At 57.6% G+C, this 21,349-nt stretch carries 18 protein-coding genes and 1 tRNA gene; 8 read left to right on the top strand and 11 right to left on the bottom strand.

Annotation, left to right across the window (positions count from 1 at the left end; translation table 11 throughout):
* On the top strand, nt 1–543 hold the full coding sequence (locus tag AC13E3_RS00915) for a fibronectin type III domain-containing protein (RefSeq protein ID WP_373274856.1): 543 nt from the start codon (nt 1–3) through the stop codon (nt 541–543).
* Nucleotides 544–574: 31 nt separating this feature from the next.
* Here AC13E3_RS00915 and AC13E3_RS00910 read toward each other — a convergent pair whose 3' ends face one another.
* The 4 genes from AC13E3_RS00910 to AC13E3_RS00895 form a co-directional block, all read right to left on the bottom strand.
* Nucleotides 575–3,142 carry a CHASE2 domain-containing protein gene (locus AC13E3_RS00910; RefSeq protein WP_273155959.1) on the bottom strand — a complete coding sequence of 856 codons (2,568 nt, stop codon included), beginning with the start codon at nt 3,140–3,142 and terminating at the stop codon, nt 575–577.
* Between the two features lie 33 nt (nt 3,143–3,175).
* Nucleotides 3,176–4,813, bottom strand: coding sequence for a FecR family protein (locus AC13E3_RS00905; protein WP_008171400.1), 1,638 nt, complete (start codon nt 4,811–4,813; stop codon nt 3,176–3,178).
* The gene (locus tag AC13E3_RS00900) at nt 4,806–5,540 is read right to left on the bottom strand and encodes a response regulator transcription factor (RefSeq protein WP_008171403.1); all 735 of its coding nucleotides are present in this window, start codon (nt 5,538–5,540) and stop codon (nt 4,806–4,808) included. Before AC13E3_RS00900 ends, AC13E3_RS00905 begins: the two co-directional genes overlap by 8 nt.
* Before the next feature lie 111 nt (nt 5,541–5,651).
* Nucleotides 5,652–7,835 (bottom strand): DNA topoisomerase III, encoded by a 2,184-nt coding sequence (locus AC13E3_RS00895; protein ID WP_092034027.1) that lies wholly within the window; start codon nt 7,833–7,835, stop codon nt 5,652–5,654.
* A 277-nt stretch (nt 7,836–8,112) separates the two neighbouring features.
* Here AC13E3_RS00895 and AC13E3_RS00890 point away from each other — a divergent pair, with 277 nt between their 5' ends.
* Both AC13E3_RS00890 and AC13E3_RS00885 read left to right on the top strand, forming a co-directional pair.
* A complete protein-coding gene (locus AC13E3_RS00890) occupies nt 8,113–8,469 on the top strand; it encodes a BolA family protein (protein ID WP_008171407.1) in 357 nt (118 codons plus the stop codon).
* Nucleotides 8,466–9,089 carry an L-threonylcarbamoyladenylate synthase gene (locus AC13E3_RS00885; protein WP_008171409.1) on the top strand — a complete coding sequence of 208 codons (624 nt, stop codon included), beginning with the start codon at nt 8,466–8,468 and terminating at the stop codon, nt 9,087–9,089. Before AC13E3_RS00890 ends, AC13E3_RS00885 begins: the two co-directional genes overlap by 4 nt.
* A 21-nt stretch (nt 9,090–9,110) precedes the next feature.
* Here AC13E3_RS00885 and AC13E3_RS00880 read toward each other — a convergent pair whose 3' ends face one another.
* Nucleotides 9,111–9,776, bottom strand: a complete 666-nt coding sequence (locus AC13E3_RS00880) for a hypothetical protein (protein ID WP_008171411.1) — start codon at nt 9,774–9,776, stop codon at nt 9,111–9,113.
* A gap of 284 nt (nt 9,777–10,060) precedes the next feature.
* Between AC13E3_RS00880 and AC13E3_RS00875 the strand changes: the two genes are divergently transcribed.
* Nucleotides 10,061–11,686 carry a methyl-accepting chemotaxis protein gene (locus tag AC13E3_RS00875; RefSeq protein WP_092033993.1) on the top strand — a complete coding sequence of 542 codons (1,626 nt, stop codon included), beginning with the start codon at nt 10,061–10,063 and terminating at the stop codon, nt 11,684–11,686.
* Between the two features lie 27 nt (nt 11,687–11,713).
* On the opposite strand, the gene AC13E3_RS00870 is transcribed toward AC13E3_RS00875, so the two are convergent.
* The 4 genes from AC13E3_RS00870 to AC13E3_RS00855 all read right to left on the bottom strand — a co-directional run bounded on the left by AC13E3_RS00870 (nt 11,714) and on the right by AC13E3_RS00855 (nt 13,915).
* The gene (locus AC13E3_RS00870) at nt 11,714–12,361 is read right to left on the bottom strand and encodes an MBL fold metallo-hydrolase (RefSeq protein ID WP_008171415.1); all 648 of its coding nucleotides are present in this window, start codon (nt 12,359–12,361) and stop codon (nt 11,714–11,716) included.
* A gap of 36 nt (nt 12,362–12,397) precedes the next feature.
* The gene (locus AC13E3_RS00865; protein WP_405419067.1) at nt 12,398–12,976 is read right to left on the bottom strand and encodes a Tll0287-like domain-containing protein; all 579 of its coding nucleotides are present in this window, start codon (nt 12,974–12,976) and stop codon (nt 12,398–12,400) included.
* A 97-nt stretch (nt 12,977–13,073) separates the two neighbouring features.
* A complete protein-coding gene (locus tag AC13E3_RS00860; RefSeq protein ID WP_053114849.1) occupies nt 13,074–13,748 on the bottom strand; it encodes a spermidine synthase in 675 nt (224 codons plus the stop codon).
* Between the two features lie 90 nt (nt 13,749–13,838).
* A tRNA-Arg gene (locus AC13E3_RS00855) sits at nt 13,839–13,915 on the bottom strand.
* 87 nt (nt 13,916–14,002) lie between these two features.
* On the opposite strand from AC13E3_RS00855, the gene AC13E3_RS00850 reads away from it, so the two are divergent.
* Nucleotides 14,003–14,710 (top strand): TIGR04283 family arsenosugar biosynthesis glycosyltransferase, encoded by a 708-nt coding sequence (locus AC13E3_RS00850; protein WP_273155965.1) that lies wholly within the window; start codon nt 14,003–14,005, stop codon nt 14,708–14,710.
* On the top strand, nt 14,697–15,329 hold the full coding sequence (locus tag AC13E3_RS00845; protein ID WP_405419069.1) for a TIGR04282 family arsenosugar biosynthesis glycosyltransferase: 633 nt from the start codon (nt 14,697–14,699) through the stop codon (nt 15,327–15,329). The genes AC13E3_RS00850 and AC13E3_RS00845 overlap by 14 nt, the downstream gene beginning before the upstream one ends.
* Before the next feature lie 5 nt (nt 15,330–15,334).
* Here AC13E3_RS00845 and AC13E3_RS00840 read toward each other — a convergent pair whose 3' ends face one another.
* Nucleotides 15,335–18,157 carry an insulinase family protein gene (locus tag AC13E3_RS00840; RefSeq protein ID WP_405421163.1) on the bottom strand — a complete coding sequence of 941 codons (2,823 nt, stop codon included), beginning with the start codon at nt 18,155–18,157 and terminating at the stop codon, nt 15,335–15,337.
* 64 nt (nt 18,158–18,221) lie between these two features.
* On the bottom strand, nt 18,222–18,521 hold the full coding sequence (locus AC13E3_RS00835) for a hypothetical protein (RefSeq protein ID WP_008171428.1): 300 nt from the start codon (nt 18,519–18,521) through the stop codon (nt 18,222–18,224).
* A 385-nt stretch (nt 18,522–18,906) separates the two neighbouring features.
* On the opposite strand from AC13E3_RS00835, the gene AC13E3_RS00830 reads away from it, so the two are divergent.
* Together AC13E3_RS00830 and AC13E3_RS00825 are read left to right on the top strand one after the other, a co-directional pair.
* Complete coding sequence (locus AC13E3_RS00830; RefSeq protein WP_482901604.1) at nt 18,907–20,892, top strand: SDR family oxidoreductase; 1,986 nt, start codon at nt 18,907–18,909, stop codon at nt 20,890–20,892.
* Between the two features lie 157 nt (nt 20,893–21,049).
* Nucleotides 21,050–21,301 carry a hypothetical protein gene (locus AC13E3_RS00825; protein WP_482901603.1) on the top strand — a complete coding sequence of 84 codons (252 nt, stop codon included), beginning with the start codon at nt 21,050–21,052 and terminating at the stop codon, nt 21,299–21,301.
* The last annotated feature ends 48 nt before the right edge of the window (nt 21,302–21,349 follow it).

Genomic DNA, 21,349 nt, shown 5'->3' with positions numbered 1-21,349 from the left:
ATGACCACCGTCACACCGATAATCGTCCACGTTTTATACAATTTAACAAAGTCGACGATTTATTGGTGCTTAATGCATATGAAACGCGTCATCAAAGTGTCACAGGCATGGATCGCCGCGTTTATTTTTGGAGCACTTCTCACAGGCTGTGGGGGTGGATCATCGGGTAGTGCTAGCGTCGGTTCGCCGGGCGATTCTGGAGATTCCGCTGGTTCAGGCGGTCAAGTTGATTCCGGGGGCACCGGAGGACAAGAGCCATCTCCCGAGCGCTCCGCAGTATTGAGCTGGAGCGCTCCCCTGACTCGCGTTAACGGCGAGAGCATTCCGATGGGTGAGCTCGACAAATATGTGATCCGGTACGGTCAGGATGCTGACGAGCTGAGCGAAGAGGTGGTTGTCACCAATGCTCAGGCCGAAGCGGAAATGTCCTACGAGGTGAGTGGTCTGGACGCAGGGACCTGGTATTTCACCATCCAGGTTCAGGATACCAACGGGCTGATCAGTGAGCCCTCCGATGTTGTGAGCAAGTCCATCCGTTCCTGAGACTAGAACCCCGGGCCTGGAGTATGAAGTCTCAGGCCATCGGGTCTGCAATCGGGAGTTTGAGGGTGAACGCAGAGCCTTCGCCTGGTTGCGACGACACCGAAATTTCCCCTCTATGCTTTTCAACAACGGTCTTGACGAAGGATAGTCCGAGCCCCGTTCCGTGGACTCCGGCCAGCTCAGTGCTTTTTTGACGCCGGTAACGGTCGAACAGGTGCGGCAGTTCCTCCGGATCGATACCGGTACCTTCATCGGCAATTGTCAAACAGGCCTGATGGCCAGCGCGGAAGACCTGAATGCTGACGTCTGATCCACGCGGGCTGTATTGAACGGCATTGGTCAGCAGGTTGATAACGGCGCGCTCCAGAAGCTCTGCATTGCCTTTCAGCCACAAATCCTCGGTACCCTGTAACTGGAGTTGTATCTGCTTCTCTACAGCCTGCTCGCTGACGCTGTCACGGGCGTTCTCTACGATCGCCAGAAATTCGCATTCGTAGAACCGGGTTTCCGTTAATTGTTCCGCCCGGGCCAACTGCACGAATTCCTCGGCCAGGTGATAGCTTCTCCGGGCCAGCCGCCCCAGTTGTTCCAGCTGTTCCTGTTCAATGTGGCTGGGATCCCGTTTCAACTGTTCGATCAGGGCAAGCTGTGAAACCAGAGGCGAGCGCACGTCATGGGAAATAAAGTCGATTGCCTCGCGGTGCTGGCGCTGCTGCTCCCGCAATTCCGAAATATCCGAAATATTGGCAATGATGCCTTGCTGGTCGCTGTCTGGTAGCGAAAACGGTGCAAAATGAATCAGGAAATCTTTGTCGCGAATCCTGAGGTCTACGGTGCGGCTCTGTAATAGGGTCAGGGTGTCGGAAACGGTTTCATGCCAGGGTGGCGTTTCCCGCGGATCGTGTCCCTCCAGCAGTTTTACCAGGGGAAGGCCGGCCAGGCTCGGCATGGGCTCGCGGAACCATTCCTCTATGTGGCCGTTGGCAAAACGGATGACCCCCAGTTCGTCGGTCACGATGATACCGTCGGGCATGCGCTCAAAACTTCTCCGGATGAACTGCTGCATGTGGTTCAACCGATCCGTGGCGATGCGGACCCGCTCGATTCGTGCAGAAATGTTTTCACTGGGTCTGGCTGCAGAATCCGCCGGTACGGCTTGCTCAAGGTGCAGCCTGCGCAGATAGCGCTGGATGGCCTCGCGCCCGAGATCATTGGGTAACAGCAGGCCCAGGTGATAGCGGGTGCCGGCTCGCAATAGCTGAATCCAGCTGCGATTGCTGTCGTGAAACCAGTGCCCCGGAGTCAGGTCATCCGGAATATCGCTCTGTGACAGTCCACGTGCGGAGAGGATGTCGTTCTCCTCCATCAAAAGCCACCCTGTGGGGCGAAACAGGGCCTGGAAGTGCTCCAGAAGTTGTGTCGGGTTCCTTCCCGAGGGTGCGGGCAGGGCGACCTGGGGGCTTCTGGCCAGCTCGTCCAGTTGCCGGTTCAAAAATCGGTTGGTCATGGCCAGTCGAAGGCCGCTGGATACAGGAAAGGCCAAGAGTGGAACCAGCAGTGCGTTTGCAAGGGGAACCCACCATCGCATCGTCAGCAGCACGAACAGATAGATTCCGACCAGTCCCGCCAGTGCCGTCGCGCAGGCGAGAAGGGTTCGCGCAGGGCGCATGGGTGGCAGGGCGAGGGCGAGTATCAGGATGGTTGTCATGGCCAGCAGGGCAGACGCCCACGCCGGTGCGGGTTTAATCAACAATCCCTGCATGTATGCCGACAACACGTTGGCGTGGAATTCAACGCCGGACATCGGACGGCTCAGCCCCGAGAAGGGCGTGGGCAGTATGTCGCCAAAACCGGCGGCTGTGGCACCGACAAAGACTGTTTTGCCACTGAAGTGTTCGGGTGCGGCCGGCTGAGTGAGTACCTGTGAGAAAGAATACGACTGGAGAGAGCCGGCACCACCGATCAGGGGCACAGCACGGTATTGATCCCGAATATTGACATAGGAAGGCGTATCCTCGGTCTCCGGATTTTGTGGTCCAACACCGCTTGCGGCCAGCGCAAGGCTTGGCCAGAGCTGGTTCCCGAGGCCATTAAACAGATAAAGACCCCGGGCAACGCCGTCGCTGTCCAGTTCCACATGAGCATGGCCCAGACCGGCGGCCGCTGAAGCCAGCACTCCAACCGGCAATTGTTCGCTTAACAGGTACTGGGAGGTGGGAGGCGACAGATAGACTGGCAGAATAACGTTGCCGTGACTTCGCATCTGTTCTGCCAGTTGCTGGTCGTCTGGCGACGGTTCGGCGAACAGAATATCGAACACAATGGTTTTTGCGCCTGCCTCGTTGAGCTTGGCAATGAGCTCAGCGTGCAGATTACGGGGCCAGGGCCAGCGGCCCAGGCGATTCAGGCTCAGCTCGTCGATCGTCACCAGAACCACCTCGTCCGAGGCTTCCAGTGGATTCGAGGTGATGGCTTGGTCGTACAGCCAGTAATCCAGGCGTTGAGGTAGTTCGGTTGTCTGGATAAGCAGGAGCAGTGCCAGCAGTATCAGGCCCAGAGTCCAGGGGGTCGTTTTAATTGGCAGCCAATCCCGGTTCATGAGCCCTGCTGTGTGGTTCGGTCGATCAACGGATTATTCCAGGTACAATTCCCTCCCTGGTCCCCAACGGCTTTGCAGTGGACCATCAGAAAGAGCTTTCAGGCGCACAAAATACCGCCTTCCGGGAATAAGACGCAAGGCTGCCGTGGTATCAGGCAGTGTTGCCTCCTTGATGATATTGTTGAAGCCCGGCTCCTCCGAGAGTTGCAGTCGGTATTCTGCCGCCGTGTCTACCTTCTCCCAGAACACCCTTACCTGGCTGTCGATGTAGTTCACGCTGATGATCCGAACCGGAGGCAGGCTGCCATTGACCACCAGCTCCCGCGGCTGCGTTGTAGCAACTGAATTGCCGCCTGCTTCGGTCACCACGCGCCAGTAATACTTGCCAGGCCCAAGCGGGCGTGAGGGCAGGGCAGCCGTTTCGGGTGCCCACTCGCTGGTGGCGATCAGGTTCCGGAAATCCTGATCTTCGGCTATCTCTACCCGAGCCACTTCATTGTCGCCGTTAAGCTGCCAGCGAAACTCGGGCATATCGTCGTTGACGGTGCCCCCATCTTCCGGAGCAACCAGGCTGGCAGTCCTGGCCTGAAGATCGACTTCCAGCGGGACGACGCGTGGCATCCCCGCCGTGCCGCGAGTATCGAGTGCCGCCAGGTGTACCTCATAGCTGCCATTATCCAGTTGCCCGATATCAAAGCTGTTGCCTGTCAGTTTTCGGCTTTCTACCCAGCGGCCTGTGTCGCTTTCGAAGATGTCCACCCGGTGCATGGGGGCGCGACTTTCCTGCCAGGTCATGGTGGTGGGCAGTTGGGTCAGTCTCGGTGGCAGTGGATCGAGCGCCGGCGCTGGCGGTAGGCGGCGAATGCTCAGGCCGTCATTGTTAGTGGTGGACAGGCTGGCTCCGAAACCCGCAGGGATCCGGCGGGTCTTGCCGGGGGCCCCGAAGTCAACGTCGCCCTCGGTTACCTGCAGGCGAGTGCCCTCTGCCGATGTCTGGAGTGAAAATGCGGTACCTCTCACGGCGGCGACGGCCGAAGGCGTTTCAATCTCGAATCGTGCGCCTCCCTCCATGACCGGCTTCACTCGGGTGTGGATCTCGCCCCTGTCGAGTCGGAGTCTGGTATCGACCATGCCGGCTTTGCCGTATTGGGTCAGGCGATTGAAGATGAGTCGAGAATTCGGAGAAATCCTTACTTCCGAGCCGTCCGCCAGTTCAATGGTGGCGGTCCCGGACGCGGACAGAATTTCATCACCAACGCGGATGAGGGCGTCTTCACTCAGGGGTGTTTTCCGACCGGTATTTCCGGAAATCAGCTGTACGGTTCCGGTGACCGATGTCGCCCGCGCCGGCTGAGGTTGGCGCTTTAGCCAGGCAAGGGGAATTCGCACACTGTCGCCGGCACCCAGAATGGCACCGTTGCCAATCTTGTTGTATTGCAGAAGGCGACTCGCGGGATAATTGGGTGCGAGCAGGTCGTTGGCCACTTCCGAAAAGCTTTCTCCCGGCCGCAAGGTGTAGATCCACTCGGGCACCGGGTTGGCCGACGAAACGTCAGAATGCCCGGCTGAACCGCGCGTTACCGAAAGCTCGGCAGCCGCGGGGGCAGCCCAGGCAAGCAGTGAAAGGATCAGCAGCAGTGCCGGTAATCGCGGAGCCGGGCTGTCAGTCATTGGCTGCCCTGGCGGGTTCGTCGACGTCAAAGGCCTGGTCCTGCGCCTTCATGGCCTCCAGTCGGTAGCCCCGCTGGTAAATGGTCTTGATGCGGAAGCCGTTTTCCGGGTTCAGGCCGAGACGACGGCGCAGTCGGCTCATATGCGTGTCCACGGTACGGGTATTGATATCCCGCGCCAGACCCCAGACGCGCTCAAGCAGCATTTCCCGAGTCAGCAGCCGGCCCTGGTTCTGGAACAGGAACAGGGTCAGATCGAAATCCTTGTCGGTCAGCGTCAGTTCTTCACCATGGAGTGCAATGACCCTTTGCTGCGTGTTGATTTCGAACGGACCATAGCGAAGCACTTCCTTTTCGCTGTCAGGATTGGAGCGTCTCGCCAGAGCATTGATGCGCGCGCCCAATTCCGCCGCACGGGCCGGCTTGGCCAGGTAATCGTCGGCGCCGGCATCCAGAGCCCGAACAATATCTGCCTCGCTGTCCCGCTGGGTGAGAAACACGACTGGAATCGGCCAGTTCAGCTGGGCGCGAACGCTCTCGAGAACATCAATGCCGGTCATGTCCGGAATCTGCCAATCCAGAATCAGGAGGTCATAGCTGCGGTGCAGAACCGCGCTCAGGAAATTTTGGCCGGTCGGGAAGCTGTCGCAGTGGTGCCCGCTTTCAGACAGAATTGACTGGATGTGCTGTGCCTGTTCGGTTTCATCTTCAAGCAAAGCAATACGCATTAAGCCTCTCCCGGAGTGTCGCTCTCTTGCCTGGTATCGAGCAGAGCTTTCAATGGACTACTCTGCTATATCAATCAATTATCACAAAATGTGGATCTGCGTTCAGTATCGTTATGTAGACTTGCGTAAACGGACTGAAGGCTTTCCGTTGTCGTCGTCCAGTGTTTGTCGGCAGCCGGGGAAATTACTGCAGCCCCAGAACCAGCCTTTTTTCCCTTTTCGTCGCACCAGGGGCGAGAAACAGTGGGGGCATGGAATGGGTTTCTGGCCAGTGCCATCCTGAGGCGTGGCTTCTTCCAGCGGTCGGGTGCCCCGGCAATCCGGGTAGCGGGTGCAGGCAAAAAAGCGGCCGAATTTGCCCTCTCGCTCCAGCATCGGGGCGCGACATTTGGGGCAGTGGGGCTGTGCCTCTGGCGAGGTTGTGCCGATGCTCTCCGAGTCGACGGTCGGGCGGCCCTGGGGCCTGGCCAGAAAGCCGCGGATCTCCTCTTTGAGGGTATCCAGAAACTTTCTGGGGTCGCCCTCGCCACGGCGAATGCTCTCCAGGTTGGCTTCCCAGACGGCCGTGCGATCCGGCTTGCTGACCGATTCGGGCAAAGCACTGATCAACGCCTTGGCTTTGTCGGTGGCGCGGATATGCCGACTGTCGCGGTACAGGTAATCGCGCTTGAATAAGGTATCGATGATCGCAGCCCGGGTTGCTTCGGTGCCCAGGCCATCGGTCTCGCGTAGGGTTTTGCGAAGTTCGGTATCGGTTACAAATCGGGCAATGTTGGTCATTGCCGAGAGCAGGGTCGCGTCGGTGAAATGCTGGGGCGGCTGGGTTTTGCGCTCGCTGAGGTTGCTATCGTCGCAGAATACCGGTTCGCCTTTTTCCAGTCTGGGAAGCGGTGCCTTCTCCGGTTCCTTGCGAGCTTCTCGCAGTTTCAGTTCCAGCGTTTTCCAGCCGGGCACCAGGATGGCCGTTTCCGTCGCGCGGAATTCGTGCTCTGACACTCGTACCGTTAGCTTACCCTCCCTGTGCACGGCATCGGGCGCGAACTGCATCAGATAGTACCGGCTGATCAGTCCGTAGATTTTTTCTTCCGCGTCACTGAGTTTGCCGTTCGGCGTCGGGCGGCTGGTTGGGATAATAGCGTGGTGGGCGTCGACCTGTTTGTCGTTCCACGCGGAAGTCCTGCGGCCAAGGTCTGCGCCGTTGCAGGCTTGCTCCAGATCCGGTGCCACTCGGGCAATGGCTCTTATCACCTGCTCCCGCTGGCTGTAGTGGCCTTCCGGTAAAAACCGGCAATCTGATCGCGGGTAGGTGATGAGCTGGTGGCGCTCGTAAAGATTCTGGGCGGTATCCAGGACGTCTTTGGCACCCATGCGGAATAGCCGGCCTGCTTCAATTTGCAGGGCCGACAGGGAAAACGGCAGCGGTGGCGCTTCCGACCGATCCCGAAAGCGGGACTCGGTGATGGTGCCGGGTCGGTTTCGAACGCTGTCGGCAATCTGTTCAGCGACTTCCCGGTTGAGCAGGCGGTTCTCTTCATCCAGGTAATCCTGGAACTGCTCGTTGGGCTGCCAGCGGGCGGTGAAGGTTTGCTGGTCGGCTTCTTCCTCCTGAGCCCTGAACCTTGCTTCAATGCGGTAATAGGGCTTGGGCTGGAAGTGTTCGATGGTATTGTCACGTTCAACCACAAGGCCAAGTACCGGAGTCTGTACCCGGCCAACGGAATAGACCCCCTGTTCACCCTGCCGCTGATAACTGAGGGTATAAAATCGGGTCAGGTTGATGCCATAGAGCCAGTCGGCGCGTTGTCTGGCCAGGGCGGAATGGGATAACCGACGGAATTCCCGGTTGTCCCTGGGGCTCTGGATCGCCCGGGCCACGGCCGCTGGCGTCAAATCGTTGATCAGTATCCGTTGAACCGGGGCGCTGGCACCGAAATAGCGGATAACTTCGTCCACCAGCAGCTGGCCTTCCCGATCCGGGTCGCCAGCATGAATAATGGTCTTGGCCTGGCGAATCAGCGATTCCAGCACCTTTAATTGTTGCTGAACACTGTCCTTGGGCATGACCTCCCATTTGTCGGGAAACATCGGCAGGTCTTCCTGGCGCCATTTCTTCCAAGCGGGGTTATAGCGTGCAGGTTCTGCCGGTTCCAGCAGGTGGCCGATGCACCAGCTAACGGTGGCAGCATTTTCGCCAGTGCCACAGCGTATCCAGCCCTGGCCTTTCTGGTGAGGGCCAGGGAGGGCAGCGGCGATGGCGCGGCCGAGACTTGGTTTTTCGGCGATGTACAGGTGCATGGGGTTTGGGTGTTTTGGAATCGGGATGGGAATGTGGCGCTTTGGCTTTATGGTGTCAAGGCTCTCGGGTGTGTCCTGTATGTGTAGTAGACTGAGGGTGTTGGTGGAGGCGGCTGTGAAGATGGCTTTCCCAAAAGACGCCGTGAACCCATCCATGGGGGCTTGGTGCTGCCATCCTTGGCAACACACACTTTTGGGAAAGCCATCTCCACACCCGCTTCTGACCGTTCGCCATTCGCCCTCTTCCATCAGGGTTGAGCTGTAGGAGTCTCGAAACATGAAGATCCAGAATGCAATTGAAACCAAGCTGAACGACGCCTTCGATGCGCGTGTGCTTCAGGTGGAGAACGAGAGCCACAAGCACAGTGTGCCTCCTAATTCTGAAACTCATTTCAAGGTGACCCTGGTGTCGCCGGAATTTGAGGGGCAGATGAGGGTGCGGCGGCATCAGGCGATTTACAAGGTGCTTGCCGAGGAACTGGCGGGGCCGGTTCATGCGCTGGCGTTGCATCTATACTCACCGGAAGAATGGGAGGCGACGGGGCAGTCGGCGCCGGAATCTCCGAATTGTATGGGCGGGTCGAAGAAAGATCCGGCGATGGCGACGCGGACCGCACAGGGAGAGGGTTCATGAGTCAGTTTTTCCAGATTCATCCGGAGACGCCACAGAAGCGTCTGATCAATCAGGCGGTGGATATTCTGCGTCGTGGCGGGGTGATCGTGTATCCCACGGATTCAGCCTATGCCATTGGCTGTCACCTGGGTGACAAGCAGGCGGCGGATCGGATCAAGCGGATTCGCCGTCTGGATGACAAGCACAACTTCACCTTGGTGTGCCGGGATCTTTCGGACATCGGGGTCTATGCCAAGGTGGACAACACCCAGTACCGGTTGCTGAAGAATTTCACGCCCGGGCCCTACACTTTCATTCTGGATGCCACCAGTGAAGTGCCCCGGCGGCTGCTTCATCCCAAACGCCGGTCAGTAGGCGTCCGTGTGCCGGACAATGCCATTGTTCAGGAGCTGTTGGGCGAGCTTGGTGAGCCCATCATGAGTAGCACTCTGATTCTGCCGGGCGAAACCGATCCGATGACAGACCCTTATGAAATCCGGGAAACCCTGGAGCATGAGCTGGATCTGATTATCGACGGGGGATTCTGCGGTATGGAAGCGACCACGGTCGTGGACTTTACCGGCGAGGCTCCGGTGGTTACCCGTGTTGGTAAGGGGGATCCGGCGCCTTTCGAGGTCTGATTCTCCTGATCCGTCTTTCCTTTATGCCCGGGCGTTCAGATTAAAGGCGTACGCCCGGCTATTCCCTGCAGCTTCGATTTGCTCGGCACTCACTGAGCGGCGCATGGTGTCGTAACGGTGCACGAGGTCCTGCAGGCCGTTAAATTGCTGGTTCTCGCTGATCAGTGTGTCCAATAGCGGGTTATTCACCCCGTACGCCTGATTCAGTTTGAGCGCATTGTCCATGAAATGCAGCGTTGGCTCGTTAACGCTGAGGCGATTGAACGCTTCCTTGAAGTTTTTGTTTACGTTCAGGTCTTTTTCAATCTGGATGCGAGTGTTGTCTGCGATTTTCCCTTCCACCGCAACGCTGCCATTCTCCGTTTTGCTCACGTTCAATGCGGTTGCCGGGTGCAGGTTGTATTCGGCAAGTTTGTGCCGCAGTGTTTCTCGAACGAAGGCAAGATCCTGCCCCACAGTTTGTTTGTAGTCGGTCATGGCCAGTCGGCGGGCTTTCAGCCGTGAGAGGTCAGACTGGTTGTTCTCCGAGGGTGTAAAACGGTCATCGCCAGGTGTCGGCTCGGTTTCCATGGCCTTTGCCTGTGCTTTGCCGGGCGCGGCTTCCGGCCCTGTTGAAGGCGTCTGGCGCCTTTCCATGGCCTGCTGGAACTGGGTGCTCGCCCGGATCAGAGATGTCAGTAGGGACATGGATGGGTTTCCTCCTTCGGTCAACCGGAGTGCGGTTTCCGAACAGTCAGCGTTGGGAATCACGAATGCTTGTCATCATGCTCTGCAGCTTTCAGGCCAACTCGATGAAGTCCCGGGCTGAGGGCTCCCTCCTTCCTTCATGTGTAAACGACTTTTCCCGGATCTGATCTGGGTCAGGAAATAATTGACGCATATCTATAAAGTTTGGCGACAGTTAGTTGTCATCACGAAACGTCAAAACAACGTCCTGGCCGCATGCCGCGCGGTCTCTGTGTCGGGTTACCATGAAAAAACAGTATTCCATCCGCTTTCTCTTACTTGCCGCTTTGGCGGCTGCCTTCTCCCTGGTGCTCGTGTTTACCGTAATCTACAGTGCAGACTCACAGCGTGATCATCTTGAAGAGTTCAGCCACAAATACGTGGATGGACTGGCAAAATCCTATTTCGATGGGCTGAATACCATGATGGTCACCGGCACCATCGGTAACCGGGATGTGCTTCGGAAAAAGGTGATGGCGTCTGAAGACGTGCTGGACGTGCGGGTGATTCGCAGTGACCATTTGAACCGGATCTTCGGCAACGGCAACGCGTCGGAACAGAAGCGGGAACCTTTGGACAAGAAAGCGCTTGCCGGTGAGCGGGTGGAGTCCTATTCCAGCAATGAGGACGGGCGAGTCTACACACTGATCGAGCCCGTGATCGCGATGGAGAACTATCAGGGCGTCAACTGTCTTGGCTGTCATCAGGCCAGTGAGGGAGACGTTCTTGGAGCCATTCGGGTGGACTATTCCATGGCTGACAGCGATGCCCGTTTGCAGCAGCAACTGCTGACCAGTGGCGGTATTCAGGTAGCCATCTTTGCTGCGGTGTTTTTCCTGACCGCCGCCGCTTTGAGTCGACTGGTGTTTTCCCGTTTGCGGCGACTCCACGACCGCATGGACGAGATCTCCAGAAATTCTGACCTGACCATTGAGCTTGAGGTTACCCGCAACGACGAGATCGGTTCCGTGTCCCGGGCGTTCAACCGGATGATGGCGAAGATACGGGAGAGCATGAATACCGTCATGGACAACGCCGAACAGGTTGAACAGGCGGCCAGAAGCATTGCGGGGAAGGCTGACACGACAGAGAGGGAAGTGCTTGCCCAGCGTGACAACACAGATCAGGTGGCCAGCGCCACTACCGAGATGGCCGCATCTGCGGTTCAGGTCCGGGAAAATGCCATTCATACCACCCGAAAATCCGCAGATACTGCGGAATCAGCGAGCAAGGGTGAGAGCCTTGCCCGGAATGCAGTAAAAAGCATCGAGGCATTGAACACCGAGGTCCAGAGTGGCGCAAAACGCATTGAGCAGCTGGATCAACGTACCAGCCAGATGTCGGATATGCTGGAGGTAATCTCCAATATCGCTGACCAGACCAACCTGCTGGCGCTCAATGCCGCCATCGAGGCGGCCCGTGCCGGAGAGCAGGGGCGCGGTTTTTCTGTGGTGGCCGATGAGGTGCGTGCGCTGGCGTCGAGAACCCAGGATTCAACGGAGGAAATCCGGAACACCATCAACGGACTGAAGGGAGAGGTTGTCGATTGTGTGGCCACCATGCGCCATGCCTCTGAGATGGCAGAGCATCAGGTTTCAGCCATTCTGACCGTAGAGTCTGAACTGCAAACCATTGCCTCTGCTGTGCGGGAGATCACCAACCTCAATCAGGAAATGGAGAGCGCTGCCAACGAGCAGAGCGATGTCTCCGAATCCATTAATCACAACGTGATTGAAATCAGTCGCTCGGCAGAGCAGACCTCCGGGGATGCCAAGGAGACAGCGAGAATTGCCGGAGACCTTCTGGCCATGGCCGAGAATCTCAGGAAAACCATCGAACAGTTCCGGCTGAATCAGGAAAGCCGCCTTTAGAACGGCGGCGTGGGTCTGGCGACAGGCTCAGCCCCGATGGTCGGAAACAAAGGGGTTGGTGGCTCGCTCCCGGCCAAAGGTGGACATCGGACCGTGTCCGGGAATGAACGCAACCTCGTCGCCGAGCGGGAACAGCTGTTCCCTGATAGAGCGAATCAGTGTTGCGTGGTCGCCCTTTGGAAAATCCGTGCGTCCGATGGAGCCATGGAACAGCACGTCACCCACAAGCGCCAGACCGGATTCCTTATGATAAAAAACCACATGCCCCGGTGTGTGGCCGGGGCAGTGAAGGACCTCCAGAGTCTGGTTGCCCACCGTGACCTGCTGCCCATCTTCCAGCCAGCGATCCGGGGTGAAAACTTCCGGGGCCGGAAACCCGAACATCTGCGCCTGCTGGGGCAGGCCAACAATCCAGAAATTGTCTTCCTTCTGCGGCCCCTCAATGGGAATACCCAGCTCTTTGGACAGCTCCGCAGTTCCGCCGGCATGGTCAATGTGGGCATGGGTAAGCAGAATTTTCTCGACCGTCACGCCTTCCTCAGCCACAGCGGCGCGAATCTTCTCCAGATCCCCGCCCGGATCGACTACGGCTGCCCGGCGCGTCTTTTCGCACCAGATCAGTGAGCAGTTCTGCTGGAAAGGCGTGACCGGAATGATTCTGTAGTTCAGTGACATACCTGTTCTCAATCGCTGAAGAAATGGCTAGTGCCATCAGTTTACTGGAACATCCCGCGTAACAACGAACGCGCCCCGCAAATCGCCCTCGGAGAAGCCGGTCGCCTTGTCTTCAGGATAGAGTTCAGCCAGTTTTGCCTTCACCTCCGGGGCGATGGACTTACCGTGACAGCCAAGGCAAAGTTTCTGTGTCGGGATGGCGCTCATATATTGGAACGCCGGCTGTCCGGACGCTTCGGAGACCTGCCAGACCTCCACCGGTTTTCCGTTCTTTACCGGCTGTCTGTCCATGGCCAGCAGCTGGATCTCCTGCCAGTCGGTCGGGGTGTTTTCCGGGTTCCGGACTTTCAGACTGGTCCGACTGATGACCCAGCCGCCGCTGCTGTTGTTGCTGGCGATTTCCGGTGCCACAGTCTTGCAAACACCAATACCGTTTGTGAGGCCGCCTTCTTTGATGGCCGCCTGGAGCGCCTGCTTCAGTGAGCCGCCGAAGCTTTTCACCAGGGAACGTGCTTCGGCAACCATTGCTTTCGGGCTATCTGCTTGGGGTTGCGCGAGAAGTGGCATGGAAAGCAAGGAGCATAGCAAGGCTGTTGTGATGGTCGGTTTGGTCATTGAATCTCTCCCGGGCTTCTTGGCTTTGGAATAAGTATATAACAAAAGAATAATCTCAAATTGAGCCAGGACAGATTCCGGTAGAGCCGATGAATGATTACCACGCCAGCCAGATAACGTGGCGGGCACCCTTGCCGGGTCGCAAGGCCCTCACAGTAACGGGCTCAACAGAAAATCCTGCCCGTCGCAGCCTCTCTGTGAAGGAATGCTCCTGGCCGGCAGACCAGTAGGCAAGGATGCCATCAGGTCGCAGGGCGTTCTGGGCGGCCGCAATGCCATCCGGTGAGTAGATCCAGTTGTTTTCTTTGCGGGTGAGGCCTTCCGGGCCGTTGTCGACATCGAGAAGGATGGCATCCCATTCGCCGTCGCTGTTTCTGAGTAATTCGGCCACATCACCAATGTGAACCTGCGCTCTCGGGTCGTTCAGCGGGTTGCCCGCCGCAGAGCCCAGCGGCCCGCGATTCCAGGCTTCTACTTCGGGAACCAGCTCGGCTACCGTCACCTGCGCATCGTCGCCCAGAGCGGCCAGCGCTGCTGCCAGCGTGAACCCCATGCCCAGGCCGCCGATAAGAACCCGGGGAGCAGGCTGATCGGCAATCCGTTCGCACGCCAGGGTGGCAAGAGCATCCTCCGAGCCGTGGATCCGGCTGTTCATCAATTCTCCGGTGGTGCCGGCAATTTTGATGGAAAATTCATCATTGCGTTGCAAAAGACGTAATCGGGTTCCCTTGCCGGGGATCATTGCGGTTCCGATTTCGGTAAAGCGGGCCATTGAGAAGTCCTGATGTCGGTAAGGAGGGGCAGTTTAGCTCGCCTGGAGCCAGGTTGAATATCACGGACCGAGAATCGGGGTTAAGAGAGGTGGTACCCCCGGCAGGACTCGAACCTGCTACCTTCCCCTTAGGAGGGGGACGCTCTATCCAGATGAGCTACGGGGGCATTATCGCGAGAAGGGCGGTATGATAGCGGGCTAAGACCTGAGGCTCAAGGTTCGGTCCGGTTTCAGAGAATGTCACGGAGTGTGTTTTGCCAGATCCTTTCTCGCTAAGCGTGATTGTTCCCGTGTGGATGGAAGCGGCAGGTGTAACCGACACCCTGCGCGCCCTGCAACCGATCCGTAACCGGGGGCATGAGGTGGTTGTCGTTGATGGTGGCAGTACCGATCGAACCGTTGAGCTGGCCCGGCCACTTTGCGACAGGGTGGTTGTGTCAGAGAAGGGCCGGGCGCTTCAGATGAACGCCGGCGCGGCAGTTGCAAAGGGCGATCTACTGTTGTTTCTGCACGCAGATACGCGCCTGCCGGAAGAAGCTCTGGAGCATCTCGCAAGTTTCGTCCATTCCCGTCGCGCCTGGGGGCGGTTCGATGTGCGGCTGAGTGGTGAGCGGCTGCTTTTCCGGGTTATTGCCTGGTTCATTAACCAGCGCTCGCGCCTGTCAGGCATCTGCACCGGTGATCAGGCCATGTTCGTACGGCGGGATGTTTTCGACGCCCTGGGTGGTTTTCACCCGATGCCGCTCATGGAAGATGTCGAATTCTCACGCCGTCTTTGCCTGGTGTCCCATCCTTTCTGTATAAAAGAGCCAGTCGTTACCGATAGCCGCCGTTGGCAGAAATACGGTGCCTGGCGAACGATTTTTCTGATGTGGCAGCTGCGCTGGCGGTATTGGCGTGGTGAATCGCCGGAGTCCCTGGCCCAAATTTACCGATCGGATGTGCGCAATGCCTCAAAGTAATCCGCCTGCGGCGGTTTTTCTCCAGTTTGCCAAATGGCCGGAAGCCGGACGGGTTAAAACCCGGTTGATGCCCGAATTGGGTGCGGTCGGGGCTCTCGAAGCCCATGTTCGGCTCACGCTGGCTGTGCTGGATAACCTGTGTGCGACCGGCTATCCGGTGGAATTCTGGTGGGATAGACCGGTGGATGACCGGCCCGGCGAGGCGGCCTCTATCATTGAAGAGCTTGATGCCGCCGGCCTGATGCAAGGCGTTCAGGAGGGCAGCACGCTGGGCCAACGGATGTATCGAGCGTTGAGCCTGTCTCTTCAGGATTATGACCGGGCATTGGTGGTGGGCAGTGATTGCCCCTCGGTCGATCCGGATTACGCCCGTAACGCCGTCGCGCTCCTGAAAGACTACGACGTTGTGCTTGGGCCCTCAGACGATGGCGGCTATGTCTTGATTGGAGCCTCCCGAGTGGCTGAGGGAATGTTGGATGACATTGCCTGGGGCACGCCGGAGGTTCTGGCCCAGACCTGTAAGCGCCTGAAAGCATCGGGGCTCAGCTATTGTTTGCTGGAGCCCCGTTGGGATGTCGACGAGCCCGAAGACTGGGCGCGCTTTCTGCGCACTCTTTGAGGACTCTAGCTGGCGGGCACCGGCGGCAGCTCGGTGAGCCTGCCAAGCGCCCGGTTTGCCTCCAGGCCATTCCCACCTGTAACCACTTCTAATGCCTGCTTGCGCTCCAGCACGGCCTTTCTGAAGGTTTCCAGCAATTGTGGTTTTCCGACCTGCTTGATCGCGTTGGCCAACTGCTGGCGGGAATCAAACGTGTCCATGCCCCGATCAATCTCACGCCAGTAGCGGCTGGAAATCTCGCCGAGTTGCCGGTCCCGCTCGAGTAGCTTGCTGATAACGGCCTGTTTCTCCCGATCAAGGCGTTCCGCTGTCAAAGCGGAGAGGGTTTCCTCAAAGCTGTTGGAGAATTTCTGAACCGCCTGGTCAATCTCTGCCGGGGAAGCGGAAGGTGACTGCACAACAAACCCCAAGGCCGGTGTTTCAAGCATTTCAAAAGGCGTTGCGTAAACGATGTAGCCCATCTGGCGGGTGGTTCGGATCTCTTCGTAGAACGGGCTGCTGATAATCTGGGCCAGCAGCCGGAATCGGGCCCGTTCCTCAAAGCTGGTGTTGTCTCCCTGCATGTATAGGGTATAGCCCGTGTCTGGATGGTCCACGTCGATGGAGACGAGGGTTTCATTATCTGGCAGCTGGCGCACCTGGCTTCGTGCTACCCGGACCAGCTCGCTGTTGCCCAGAACAATGGCGTCAATTTGCCGCGCGAGGTTAAGAGTCGAGGCCTCGGTGAGGTTTCCGTGCGCCATCATAACCGGGTCAACCTGTGACACCAGGGCTTCAGAGAAGGACTGCAGTTCCTCGAAGCTAACTTCCCGGGCGGCTCTCAGCTTGGCGTCGGTGGGCCAGGCGCCTTCGATGAGGGACGTCTGGATAAACTCAGAGGTCTGTTCGACGGGGCGATCCTTGGCCTTGTTCTGCAGGCCGTCAATCAGCTGCTGCCGCGCGATCTCGAAACGTTGTTCGGTCAGTTCCGGTGCAGCCACCTGGAGCAGAATCCGGTTCATCAGGGTATGGAGTTTGTCGTCGTAACCGCCGACCCGGACCGTGATACCCCTGAGATGCGGATAGACGCTGTAATCCAGGCCCGCAAGACTGGCGGAGTAAGCCCAGGCGTTCAGATTGGCATTGATAGCGTCCACCAGCAGCTGAGTGAGCACGTAGCTGCGTGCCGACGCTCGGGTGGCAGGCGTACGAAGGCCCACAAACACGTTGGCTTTCGGGGTATCAAACCGGGTATCCCGGGCAAACCAGACATCCATTCCCTCGATGGTTGCCAGTTGTGTCGGCTGCGCCATGGTTTTTCCGGGCACCATCGCCAGATCTTCCGGCACAAATGGATTCTCCGGCGGCAGGCGCAGCTGGGCAGCGAGTTCTGGCAGGAACTGGGTCCTCAGTGTTGCCGGGTCGAGTGGTTTTCGGGCCCACGCCGCTTCGTACCAGTCGGTTCGGTTCGGATTTTCAAGTTCAGGCTCCGGTGCCAGAACAAAAGTAAGGAGGTTGTCCGGCGTCAGCCTGTCCAGAATGTCGCGGTACTGTTCCGGCGCGAAGCGCTCAACCAGCCAGGGCGCCCGCAAAACGTCTTCGGCGGGATAGTCCTGGAGGTAACGAGAAAGGCGCATGGCTTCGTGCAGGGGGTTACCCTGTTCGCGGAATCGAAAATCGATGCGAGCCAGGTTCTGCATTTCCAGGAAACGCTGCTCGCTGATACCTTTCTGGCGAATCTTCTCGATGTAATCGAATACCAGCGGCAGGATGTCCTCATGGCGAGCCAGTCCTTCCGGTGTCAGGGAAATGCTGATTTCGAGGGTGGCGTTCTCGCCGGTATCCATGCCCAGACCTGCGGAAAGGCTTTCCGCCAGACCGGCCCGTTTCAGAACGTCGAACAGGCTGCCTGGGCCCTCGTGGCCGAGCAGGTTGGCCACGTAGCTGGCGGGTTTGGTGCGGTAGTTCGCTTCCTGGGACGGAATAGGGAACGTGAGCGACAGGCTTCGAACGTCCTTCAGTGCTTCTGCTGTGACCTTGGCTGGCAGCTCATCTGAGCGGTACAGGCTGGCGACGTGACGCTTGGTCTCAAGGTTGCGGTTTTCAATGGCATCGAACCGCCCTCGCACCATGGATTCCAGCTCGTCCAGGGTTTGGGGCCCGTAAACCGCCAGGCTCATGATGTTCGAGGAGTAATGCTGCTTCCAGAACTCGATCAGGTCCGGCCGAAGGGGATTTGCTTCCGTATTCTCAAGGGTGCTCAGGTTTCCGACGGCAAAGTGACTGAAGGCGTGATCCGGATTGCTAACGGCCTTCTTGACGGAATAGAAGCGTCGACCATCGTCTTTCTGTTTGGCGCTGAACTCCGAGTGCACAGCGTTGCGCTCACGATCCACCAGTTCGGCGGTAAATAAGGGCGCGGAAAATTGCTGGGCGAACCGATCCAGTGCCGGTTCCAGAAATTCGGCCTGAACATCGAAGAAGTAGTTCGTGTCCTGGAACGCGGTGAAGGCGTTGTGCTGGCCACCGTGGCTCTTGATGAACTGCTGGTACTCGCCAGGATCGGGGTATTTCTCGGTCCCAAGGAACAGCATGTGCTCGAGGAAGTGGGAGAGGCCTTCGCGCTCCGCCGGATCATCTCCGCTACCAACAGCAACGTTCATTGAGGCCGCTGCTTTGTCTGCATCCTCATCAGACACCAGAATGACCTTCAGGCCGTTGTCCAGTTCGATAAACCGGTATTGGTTGTCGTCATTGGGGCTCTTCTCCGGAATCTGCGCAGAAAGAGCAAGGGTACTGAACAGCAAAAGTATGAGCAGGGAAAACAGGCGTGAGATCGGGTTCTGCATGGAGTTCTTCCTGACGGTACGTGTGTTCATAGGCCCTCTGGGATCCGGAGAAGAGGTTTGCGAATCAGTGCATCAGCGCGTTGCGGGTGCTTTCAGGCTGCTGGTCAAGTGTTTTACGTGCCAGGTCTGCGGCTTTCTCACTGTCCAGCTGGCCCGAGGCAATACGCTCAAGAACCGTGGCCATGATGGCGACGGACTGGCGATAATCGGCGAACTCGGCCTGGAAGGCCTTGTCGATGGCCTCGTAGACCGCCTGAATTTTCTCTTCCCGTGAACCAGCGTTATCGGCTGTGTCGTTGATGGCCTTCAGGCAGGCCCGGGCAATCGAAATGTAGCGTTCCGCGTTGGGATTGTCTTTCTGCATAGTAGGGGTTCCGAAGGTCGGTGTTCCTGTGAAAACAAGAGATGCCAAAAGGCGCGATAAGTTCCCGATTATGTCATTGCTGGCGGGCGCTTTCATTGCATTGTGGTAATCCGGAAATTGAGCATGCACGGGGCAATTTCTGTGCTAGTCTCAAAAACATTGTGTCGACGAACCGGACAGGCATGTCCCGCTTGTCGGGTCAGAAATTTAGAGTAATAGCTCTATACAAAACAAAGGCTTACAGAGTAAAAGCTCTAAAAAAGTTCGATACATGAAGGTTGCAATTAAGTACAATGCCGGCGTTTCCTGAAAACTCTAAGACTTTAGTCGTATGGGTGCCGGCATGGATAGACAACAACAGAGCAACAGGCAGGGTGGAAGATTGATGAATTATTTCCTGACGGGTGGCACCGGATTTATTGGCCGTTTCCTGGTGGAGAAGCTTCTGGCACGTGGTGGCACTGTCCACGTACTGGTGCGTGAACAATCCCAGGACAAGCTGGACAAATTGCGTGAGCGCTGGGGCGCGGATGAAACCCAGGTGAAGGCCGTCATAGGCGACCTGACCAGCAAGAATTTGGGCATCGACGCCAAGACGATGAAAGCCCTGAAAGGGAAAATCGACCACTTTTTTCACCTCGCCGCCGTGTACGATATGGGCGCAGATGAAGAAGCCCAGCAGGCGACCAATATCGAGGGCACCCGCGCTGCGGTGAATGCTGCAGAAGCGATGGGCGCCAAACACTTCCATCACGTTTCTTCCATTGCGGCTGCCGGTCTGTTCAAGGGAATCTTCCGCGAAGACATGTTCGAGGAAGCCGAGAAGCTGGATCATCCGTACCTGCGGACCAAGCACGAATCTGAAAAGGTCGTTCGTGAGGAATGCAAGGTTCCCTTCCGCATCTACCGCCCGGGCATGGTGATTGGGCATACCGCTACCGGTGAAATGGACAAGGTGGATGGCCCCTACTATTTCTTCAAGATGATTCAGAAAATCCGCCACGCGTTGCCCCAGTGGGTCCCGACCATTGGTGTCGAGGGTGGGCGTCTGAACATTGTGCCGGTGGATTTCGTGGTTAACGCCATGGATCACATTGCTCACCTTGAGGGTGAAGACGGCAAGTGCTTCCACCTGGTGGATACCGATCCGTACAAGGTTGGCGAAATTCTCAACATCTTCAGCGAGGCTGGTCACGCACCCCGGATGGGGATGCGGATCGATTCCCGCATGTTCGGCTTTATTCCGCCATTCATTCGCCAGAGCTTGAAGAACCTGCCACCGGTGAAGCGTCTGACGTCGGCCATTCTTGATGACATGGGCATTCCGCCATCCGTGATTTCGTTCATCAATTACCCGACCCGTTTTGACGCCCGCGAAACCGAGCGCGTTCTGAAAGGCACCGGCATTGAAGTGCCCCGCCTGCCGGACTACGCGCCGGTGATCTGGGATTACTGGGAGCGCAATCTGGATCCGGACCTGTTCAAGGACCGCACGCTCAAGGGCACGGTTGAAGGTCGCGTCTGCGTGGTGACCGGTGCTACGTCCGGTATTGGCCTTGCAACTGCCCAGAAACTGGCAGACGCCGGCGCGATCCTCGTGATCGGTGCCCGCAAACTCGAGCGCCTGAAAGAGGTGGCCGCAGAGTTGGAGTCCCGGGGCGCAAGCGTACACGCCTATCCCTGCGATTTTTCCGATATGGATGCCTGCGACGAGTTCGTGAAGACCGTGTTGGATAACCATGGCCAGGTCGACGTGCTGGTCAACAACGCCGGGCGCTCGATTCGCCGTTCACTGGATCTGTCGTTCGACCGCTTCCACGATTTCGAGCGCACCATGCAACTGAACTACTTTGGTTCCGTTCGTCTGATCATGGGCTTTGCGCCCAAGATGCTTGAGAATCGCCGCGGTCACGTGGTCAACATCTCGTCCATCGGTGTGTTGACCAACGCTCCCAGGTTCTCGGCTTACGTGGCTTCCAAATCCGCGCTGGATGCCTTCAGCCGCTGCGCCGCTTCGGAATGGTCGGATCGCAATGTCACGTTCACCACCATTAACATGCCTCTGGTGAAAACGCCGATGATTGCGCCAACAAAGATCTACGATTCTGTCCCCACGCTAACGCCGGACGAGGCTGCAACCATGGTTGCTGATGCCATCGTCTACCGGCCGAAGCGAATCGCTACCCGTTTGGGTATCTCTGCCCAAGTGCTTCATGCCCTGGCGCCCAAGATGGCCGAGATCGTCATGAACACCGGTTACCGGATGTTCCCGGATTCACCGGCCGCCGCTGGTAGCCGTTCCGGGGAGAAGCCGAAGGTGTCCAGCGAGCAGGTGGCTTTCGCCGCCATCATGCGGGGCATCTACTGGTAACGCAGTTGCCCCCGAATCGAGTGGGAGGGGGAGTTATTTCCCCTCCCATATTAATGGGTTAAACGAGATTCGCCTCTTTTATAAAGTGTTCTGGGCTAAAGAAAACCAGCCGATAGCCGATGGTTAACATAAGAACAATATAAAAGAAGGGCTATTGATGACTCTCAAGAAACGTCTTTTGCTGACTTTGCTGCTGGTTGGCCTGCTTCCCGTCATTGCCATCTCGTTTTTTAACGCCGAAATTGCCCGACAGAGCCTGACGGAACAGGCGTTGCAACAACTCTCTATTGCGGCTACCAATAAGCAGCATAGTGTTGAACCTGAATCAGTGACTCCGCTCGAATATAGCACCCTGAGCCTTGGTTGGCTCACGCCTAACTCATTTTTGAAGCCAGTCCGGTTATGTTGAGAGCACGACTGTCAGTTTACCGATTGAAACACCTGCAAACCGGTCTTG

The sequence above is a fragment of the Marinobacter sp. L-80 genome, from assembly GCF_056859395.1.
This window is presented reverse-complemented; position numbering and strand designations above follow the sequence as displayed.